Annotated in this window: 6 protein-coding genes and 1 riboswitch; of the genes, 3 read left to right on the top strand and 3 right to left on the bottom strand. The window is 74.4% G+C overall.

Annotated features, from left to right (window positions below; translation table 11 throughout):
• Positions 1-187 precede the first annotated feature (187 nt).
• Positions 188-327, top strand: a riboswitch (cobalamin riboswitch).
• Between the two features lie 97 nt (positions 328-424).
• Positions 425-1,498: a prenyltransferase/squalene oxidase repeat-containing protein gene (locus tag ABZY91_RS40675; protein WP_355409119.1), complete on the top strand. Its 1,074-nt coding sequence runs from the start codon at positions 425-427 to the stop codon at positions 1,496-1,498.
• Between the two features lie 29 nt (positions 1,499-1,527).
• Positions 1,528-2,007, top strand: coding sequence for a flagellar hook-length control protein FliK (locus ABZY91_RS40680; protein WP_355409121.1), 480 nt, complete (start codon positions 1,528-1,530; stop codon positions 2,005-2,007).
• A 91-nt stretch (positions 2,008-2,098) separates the two neighbouring features.
• Here ABZY91_RS40680 and ABZY91_RS40685 read toward each other — a convergent pair whose 3' ends face one another.
• The 3 genes from ABZY91_RS40685 to aceA all read right to left on the bottom strand — a co-directional run bounded on the left by ABZY91_RS40685 (position 2,099) and on the right by aceA (position 6,035).
• Entirely contained in the window at positions 2,099-2,965 is an 867-nt protein-coding gene (locus ABZY91_RS40685) for a 3-hydroxybutyryl-CoA dehydrogenase (protein ID WP_355409123.1), read from the bottom strand.
• 41 nt (positions 2,966-3,006) lie between these two features.
• On the bottom strand, positions 3,007-4,620 hold the full coding sequence (aceB, locus tag ABZY91_RS40690) for a malate synthase A (protein WP_355409125.1): 1,614 nt from the start codon (positions 4,618-4,620) through the stop codon (positions 3,007-3,009).
• A gap of 122 nt (positions 4,621-4,742) precedes the next feature.
• The gene (gene aceA / locus ABZY91_RS40695) at positions 4,743-6,035 is read right to left on the bottom strand and encodes an isocitrate lyase (protein WP_355409127.1); all 1,293 of its coding nucleotides are present in this window, start codon (positions 6,033-6,035) and stop codon (positions 4,743-4,745) included.
• Between the two features lie 341 nt (positions 6,036-6,376).
• Here aceA and ABZY91_RS40700 point away from each other — a divergent pair, with 341 nt between their 5' ends.
• A complete protein-coding gene (locus tag ABZY91_RS40700) occupies positions 6,377-7,798 on the top strand; it encodes a short-chain fatty acyl-CoA regulator family protein (protein WP_355409129.1) in 1,422 nt (473 codons plus the stop codon).
• The last annotated feature ends 38 nt before the right edge of the window (positions 7,799-7,836 follow it).

Genomic DNA, 7,836 nt, shown 5'->3' on the forward strand with positions numbered 1-7,836 from the left:
GCTTCGACGGCCCGGGCTCGTCCACCGAGGGCAAGCCGGACGACAAGGCGGGGAAGAAGGCCGCCGAGCGCGTGCCGGTCGCCCTGGACAAGGTGAGCGGCGCCCGGGCCCTCCCGGGGGTAGGTCGCCGACGACCTGCCCGGATGCGCTGTGATGTGACGCACGGACCCTTGACCCGGCCTTTCGGGCGTCGCCATGATGGGCCGTCATGTTCTGACTCCGCCGTCGGGGGAAGTCCGGTTCGAATCCGGCGCTGACCCGCAACGGTAGGCCGCCGACGGCTGTCGGCGGCGAGCCCGAGTACCCGGCGGCGGAGAGGTGTCCACTCCTCCCGTCGTGGTCTGCGGGCCGGAGCTCCGAGAGCTGCCCCCGGCCCCCCGCGGACGCTCTCCGGGCCCCTGCGTCCAGGCCCGGAAAGGCTCTCATGCCCGCGCTCCGCCGCACTCTCGGACTGCTCGCCATACCCGCGCTCGCCCTCGCCACCGCGCTCCCGGCGGTCACCGCCGCACACGCCACCCCCGCACAACCGTCCTCCCCGACCGTCCGTCCGGACGCCGCCGCGGCGGGCTGGCTGGCCCGCCAACTGGTGGACGGGGACCACTTCGAGTCGGTGTTCGACGGCACCGCCTACCCCGACCAGGGCCTGACCATCGACGCCGTGCTCGCTTTCGCCGCCTCCCGCAGCTCCGACCAGGCCGCCGCGAGGGCCACCGCCTGGCTGGCGAGGCCCGACGTCATCGGCGGCTACCTCGGCGACGGCACCACCGAGGCGTACGCCGGGGCGACGGCCAAGCTGCTGCTCGCCGTCGAGGTCCGCGGCGAGAACCCGACCGCCTTCGGCGGCGTCGACCTCCCCGCCCGGCTCCGCTCGCTCCAGAGCCCGAGCGGGCGCTTCTCCGACCGGTCCCAGTGGGGCGACTACAGCAACGCGTTCGGCCAGTCGCTCGCGCTGATCGCGCTCAAGCGCACGCCCGGTGGTGCTCCGGCCGCCGCCGTCGACTTCCTCGCCGACAGTCAGTGCGCCGACGGCGGTTTCCCGGTCTCCTTCGGCCAGGCCACCTGCGCGAGCGACGCCGACGCCACCGCGCTGGCCGTCCAGGCCCTCGCCGCGACCGGCCGCACCGCGAAGGCGAACGCCGGGCTCGGGTGGCTGACCGGCCACCAGAACGCCGACGGGGGCTTCGCGGCGGCCGGAGCGACCACGTCCAACGCCAACACCACCGGCCTCGCCACCCAGGCCCTGTTCTCCGGTGGCCGCTTCGGCGCCGGCCTCAAGGGCTGGAGCAGCCTGGTCAAGCTCCAGCAGGGCTGCTCGGCCGCCCCCGCCGTCCGCGGGGCGGTCGCCTACGACGCGACCGGCTTCAACCCGGGCAACGGCGCGCGGGCGACCGCCCAGGCCGTCCTCGGCCTGGCCGGCACGCCGCTGGCCACGCTCTCGGCCGCCGGCGCGCGTCCGGCCCCGCCCACCCTGGCCTGCCCGGCACCGGCCACCCACTGACCGTCCGCGACCACCCGAGGAGCACTTCGATGATCGACACTCCCACCCGGACCCGACCGGTCCGCCGGACGCTCGGCTCGGTCGCCGCCGCGGCGGCCCTCACCGCCGGGCTGCTCGGTGCCTCCGCCGTCCACGCTCCGCAGGCCCGGGCGGCCGCCTGCACCGGCACCACCGGCGTGACCGTGGTCGTCGACTTCACCGCAGTCGGTGGCGGCATCCAGACCGGCTGCGCGCTCGGCGACCCGGCCAGCGGGCTCGCCGCGATCACCGGCGCCGGGTTCTCCTACTCCTTCCACCCGCGCTTCCCCGGCTTCGTCTGCAAGATCAACTCTCTGCCGACGACCTGCACCAACCCGACCGGCAGCGCCTACTGGTCGTACTGGCACGCGCCGCACGGCGGCCCCTGGTCGTACAGCAGCCTGGGCGCGGGCAGCTACGACCCGGCGCCCGGCGAGGTCGAGGGCTGGTCCTTCGGCGCGGGTGCCCAGCCTGGCATCACCGCTCCCTGACGCCGACACGCCGACACACCGACACACCGGCACACCGGCGCCCCGGTCTCCGTCGCGGAGGACCGGGGCGCCGGTGTGCCGGGGGGAGTGGTCAGGCCGTCCGGTGCGGGTGGAACCCGCGGCCGGTCTTGCGGCCGAGCAGGCCGGCCTCGACCATGCGGGACAGCAGCGGCGGGGGAGCGTAGAGCGGCTCCTTGTACTCGGCGTACAGCGACTCGGCGATGGCCTGCACGGTGTCGAGCCCGATCAGGTCGGCGAGGCGGAGCGGGCCCATGGGGTGGGCGCAGCCGTGGACCATGCCGTCGTCGATGTCCTGCGCCGTGGCGTGCCCGGCCTCGGCCATCCGGATCGCGGACAGCAGATAGGGGACGAGCAGGGCGTTGACCACGAAGCCGGCCCGGTCGCGGGAGCGGACGACGTGCTTGCCCAGCACCTCCTTGGCGAAGGTCTCCACCCGGTTGAGCACGGTGTGGTCGGTGTGCAGCGAGGAGACCAGTTCCACCAGCGGCATCACCGGGGCGGGGTTGAAGAAGTGCAGACCGAGCACCTGCGAGGCGCGGCCGGTGGCGATCCCGAGCCGGGTGACGGGGATGGCCGAGGTGTTGGTGGCCAGGACGGCGTCCTCGTCGGCGAGGACCTTGTCCAGGGTGCCGAGGACCTCGGTCTTGACCCGCTCGTCCTCCACGACGGCCTCGACCACGAGCTGACGGTCGGCCAGCGCCTCCAGGTCGTCGGCGAAGAGCAGGTGGGCCCAGGCGTCGGTGTGCTGCTGCTCGCTGATCCGGCCGCGGTCGACGGCCCGGTGCAGTGACCGGTCGATCCGGCCGCGGGCGGCGCGCAGGGCGCGCTGGTCGGCCTCGCACACGACGGTGTCGAGCCCGGCCCGGGCGAAGACCTCGGCGATGCCGGCGCCCATCTGCCCGGCGCCGACCACGGCGACACGACGGATGTCGTTCATACGGGTGCTCCCTTCGGGGGCGGTGCGGATCGGAACGGGGGTCAGGCGGCCGGTGCGGTGGTGCGCACGAGGTGCCGGCCGTAGGCCGCGGTGGTGAGGAACGCGGGCAGCTCCGCACCGAGGGCGGTCTCCTCCAGGATCCGCACCGCGTCGTCGACCGGGCCGGGGTCCGCGCCCTCGGCGAGCAGCGCGGCCCGCTCCCGGTCGATCAGCCGGCGCACCAGGTCCGGGGTGGCGAGGGATCCGCCGGTGAGGCGCGCGCAGTGGTGCTGCCACTGCCAGATCTGGCAGCGGGCGATCTCGGCGGTGGCGACGTCCTCCATCAGCCCGAAGACGGCGACCGCGCCGGACCCGTTCAGCCAGGCGACGAGGTAGCGCAGGGCGACGGCGACGTTGGAGCGCAGGCCCTGCTCCGTCGGGAGGCCGACGGCGAGCCGGTGGACGGCGAGCAGGTCGGCGGCGGTGACCTCCACGTCCTCCCTGGTCCGGTCGAGCTGGTTCGGCCGGTCACCGAGCACGGCGTCGAAGGCGGTGCGGCAGGTCGCGACCAGGGCGGGGTGGGCGACCCAGGAGCCGTCGAAGCCGTCGCCGGCCTCGCGTTCCTTGTCGGCCCGGACCCTGGTCAGGGCCGCCTCGTTGGCGGCGGGGTCGCGCCGGGGGACGGCGGCGGCCATGCCGCCGATCGCGTGGGCGCCGCGCCGGTGGCAGGTGCGCACGAGCAGCTCGGTGTAGGCGCGCAGGAAGGGCTGCGTCATCGTCAGGGACGCGCGGTCGGGCAGGACGAACCTCGGGCCGTGGTGGGCGAAGTTCTTGATCAGGCTGAACAGGTAGTCCCAGCGCCCGGCGTTGAGCCCGGCGGCGTGCTCGCGCAGCTCGTGGAGGATCTCGTCCATCTCGAACGCGGCGGTGACGGTCTCGATCAGGACGGTGGCCCGGACGGTGCCGTGCGGGATGCCCAACTCGGCCTGGGCGAAGGTGAAGACGTCGTTCCAGAGCCGCGCCTCCAGGTGGTTCTCCAGCTTCGGCAGGTAGAAGTACGGGCCGCTGCCGCGCTCGATCTGGCGCCGGCCGCAGTGGAAGAGGTAGAGGCCGAAGTCGACCAGGGCGGCGACGGCCGGGCGGCCGTCGATCAGCAGGTGCTGCTCGTCCAGGTGCCAGCCCCGGGGGCGGACCACGATGGTGGCGGGCGTGTCGCCGATGCGGTAGCGCCTGCCCTCCGGGGTGGTGTCGTCGATCCGGCGCTCGATCGCGTCGACCAGGTTGAGCTGGCCGGAGACGAGGTTGTGCCAGGTGGGGGAGGTGGCGTCCTCGAAGTCGGCGAGCCAGACCCGGGCACCGGAGTTGAGGGCGTTGACGGTCATCCGGCGCTCGGGCGGGCCGGTGATCTCCACCCGGCGGTCGTCCAGTCCGGGCCCGGCGCCGACGACCCGCCAGGACGCGTCCTCGCGGACGGCGCGGGTCTCCGGGAGGAAGTCCAGGCTGCCGCCCGCCGCCAGGGCGGCGGCGCGGCGGCCGCGCTCGGCGAGCAGGTTCGCGCGGCGGTCGGCGAAGGCCGCGTGCAGACCGGCCACGAAGCGCAGGGCGTCGGGGGTGAGGATCTCCTCGAAGCGTTCCTCGTGTGCGCCGAGGATCTCGATGTGGCTGGGCAGGCTCATCCGGTTCTCCAGGAAGCAGGTGGGCGGGGCCCGGGGCCTCGTCCCTCAACGGGGCCCCGGGCGGGGTGGGCGGCGGCCGGGGAGCTTCCCCCGCTCCGGTGGTGCCGGCCGCCGGGGACGGCTCAGTGGAACTGCTCGGCCTCGGTGGAACCGGTCAGGGCGAGCGTCTCGGCGTTCGGGTTGAGGGCGGTGGAGACCAGGTCGAAGTAGCCGGTGCCGACCTCGCGCTGGTGCTTCACCGCCGTGTAGCCGTCCGGCACGGCGGCGAACTCGGCCTCCTGGAGGTCGACGTACGCGGTCATGCCGTGCTCGGCGTAGCCGCGGGCGAGCTGGAACATCGAGTGGTTGAGCGCGTGGAAGCCGGCCAGGGTGATGAACTGGAAGCGGTAGCCCATCGCGCCCAGTTCGCGCTGGAACTTGGCGATCTGGTCGTCGTCCAGCGAGGCCTTCCAGTTGAAGGACGGCGAGCAGTTGTAAGCCAGCATCTTGTCGGGGTGCTCGGCCTTGACGGCCTCGGCGAACTCGCGGGCCTGGGCGAGGTCCGGGGTACCGGTCTCGACCCAGAGCAGGTCGGCGTACGGGGCGAAGGCCAGACCGCGGGAGATCACCGGGGCCATGCCGGGCTCCACCCGGTAGAAGCCCTCGGCCGTGCGCTCGCCGGTGCAGAACCGGGCGTCGCGCTCGTCGACGTCGGTGGTCAGCAGGTTGGCGGCGAGCGCGTCGGTGCGGGCCACGATCACGGTCGGCACGTCGGCGATGTCGGCCGCGAGGCGGGCGGAGTTGAGGGTGCGGACGTGCTGGGCGGTCGGGACGAGCACCTTGCCGCCCAGGTGGCCGCACTTCTTCTCGGAGGCGAGCTGGTCCTCGTAGTGGATGCCCGCGGCGCCGGCCGCGATCATGCCCTTGGTGAGCTCGAAGGCGTTGAGCGGGCCGCCGAACCCGGCCTCGGCGTCGGCGACGATCGGTACCAGCCAGTCCGGGCCGTCGTTCCCCTCCGCCGCGTCGATCTCGTCGGCCCGCAGCAGCGCGTTGTTGATCCGGCGCACCACCTGCGGCACCGAGTTGGCGGGGTAGAGGCTCTGGTCGGGGTAGGTCTGCCCGGCCTGGTTGGCGTCGGCGGCCACCTGCCAGCCCGACAGGTAGATCGCCCGGAGGCCGGCCTTCACCATCTGCACGGCCTGGCCACCCGTCAGCGCGCCCAGCGCGTGGAGGTAGTCCCGCTCGTGCAGCTGCCGCCAGAGCCGCTCGGCCCCGCGTCGGGCCAGCGTGTGCTCCTCCCGGACGGTGCCGGACAGCCGCACCACGTCCGCCGCCGTGTAGCTGCGCTCGACGCCCGCCCACCGCGGGTCGGAGGCCCACCGGGCGGCCAGCTCCGCCGCCTGCTGCTCCTGCTGCTGCCGAACCGACTGGGTCATGATCCGCTCCCGGGGTGCTCGTTGCGAAGGGTGTGAGGCGTCTCACCTCGCGATGGAAGGCGCGGCCGGGGCGCCGGGCGGGCGGCGTCGGCCGCCCGGACGTCGGTGCCCCCAAGCCCCCGCCTCCAGGCCGAAGGAACCTGGAGAAGCAGGGTGTTCGTGGTGCGCCTGCCGGCCGCAGCACCGACTCTGGCACTCCCGGTGCCCGCCGTCACCGCTGGAGCGGGGCCAACTTCTGCGAAGCGCACCCTGCGAATCTGCGAAGGATGCGAAGGCTTCGCGGACGAGCCGGGGGCTATGCTGCGGGCACCGGACAGGCCGGTGGCGAGGGGAGGAACCGCGTGGGAAAGACCTTCGCCGGCGCTCGGCTGCGCCGGCTGCGCGAGGACCGGGGGCTCAGCCAGGCCGCCCTCGCCCGGCTGATCGAACTGTCGCCCAGCTACCTCAACCAACTGGAGCACGACGCCCGCCCGCTCACCGTCCCGGTGCTGCTCAGGCTCACCGAGGCCTTCGGCGTCGACGCGGGCTACTTCGCCCCGCCCGACACCGCGCGGCTCACCGCCGACCTGCGGGACGCCCTCGGCGAGGAACTCACCGCAGGCCGCCTCACTCCGGGCGACCTCGACGACCTCGCCGCCCGGCTGCCCGCCGTCGCCCGGGTCCTGACGGACCTGGGGCGCGGCCGCCGTGCCGCCGCCGAGCAGCTCGCCCTCCTGGTCGGGGAGCGCGGTCCGACCGTCGACACCGCCCGCACCCCGCACGAGCAGGTCCGCGAGTTCTTCTACCGCCGCCGGAACTACGTGCACGAACTCGACCTCGCCGCCGAGGAGTTGGCGATCGCGATCGGTCTGAGGCGCGGCGGGGTCAGGACGGTGCTGGCCGAGCGGCTCGCGACCGGGCACCACGTCCGGCTGGCCACCGGCGGAGAGCGGCTCCACGCGTACGATCCGGGCACCCGGGTGCTGCGCCTGTCCGACCGGCTCCGTCCGGGCCAGCAGGCGTTCCGGATGGCGACCCAGCTGGCCTACCTGGAGCACGACGGCCTGCTCGGCGAGCTCGCCGCCCAGGAGGGCCCCGAGGGTTCGGCCGCCCGGGCGCTGACGCGGATCGGCCTGGCCAACTACTTCGCGGCAGCCCTCGTGCTGCCCTACCGCGCCTTCCACGCCGAGGCGGAGGCGGCCCGGTACGACATCGAGCACCTCGCCGACCACTTCGGCCTGGGCTACGAGACCGTCTGTCACCGCCTCAGCACCCTCCAGCGGCCGGGACTGCGCGGGGTGCCGTTCTCCTTCGTCCGGGTCGACCGCGCCGGGAACGTCTCCAAGCGGCAGTCCGCCACCGACTTCCACTTCTCGCGCACCGGCGGCACCTGCCCGCTCTGGAACGTCTACGAGACCTTCGCCGCCCCCGGCCGCGTCCACGTCCAGGTCGCCGGCATGCCGGACGGACGGCGCTACCTGTGGACCGCCCGTGCCGTCACCCGTTCACCCGGGGGCTGGGGCCGCCCGGGCAAGACCTTCGCGATCGGGCTCGGCTGCGAACTCCGCCACGCCCACCGGCTGGTGTACTCCGCCGGCCTCGACCTGGGCGACGAGGGCGCGGCCACCCCGATCGGCCTCGGGTGCAAGGTGTGCGAACGCCCCGCCTGTCCGCAGCGTTCCGCGCCCGCCGTCGGCGTCCCGCTGGTGATCGACGAGCACACCAGCACGTTCGTGCCGTATCCCGCCCGCGCCGAACCGGAGGGGCGGGCGGCCGACGCCTGAGGGCGGCCCGGGGCGCGGGGGGCCGGGCGCGGGGAGCC

It is taken from the genome of Kitasatospora sp. NPDC002965 (assembly GCF_040611255.1).
Lineage (GTDB): Bacteria > Actinomycetota > Actinomycetes > Streptomycetales > Streptomycetaceae > Kitasatospora.

What these genes read in the sequence shown, in the direction of transcription:
- aceA (WP_355409127.1), bottom strand. Translation starts at nt 6,035, where the DNA reads ATGACCCAGTCGGTTCGGCAGCAGCAGGAGCAGCAGGCGGCGGAGCTG.
- ABZY91_RS40685 (WP_355409123.1), bottom strand. Translation starts at nt 2,965, where the DNA reads ATGAACGACATCCGTCGTGTCGCCGTGGTCGGCGCCGGGCAGATGGGC.
- aceB (WP_355409125.1), bottom strand. Translation starts at nt 4,620, where the DNA reads ATGAGCCTGCCCAGCCACATCGAGATCCTCGGCGCACACGAGGAACGC.
- ABZY91_RS40675 (WP_355409119.1), top strand. Translation starts at nt 425, where the DNA reads ATGCCCGCGCTCCGCCGCACTCTCGGACTGCTCGCCATACCCGCGCTC.
- ABZY91_RS40680 (WP_355409121.1), top strand. Translation starts at nt 1,528, where the DNA reads ATGATCGACACTCCCACCCGGACCCGACCGGTCCGCCGGACGCTCGGC.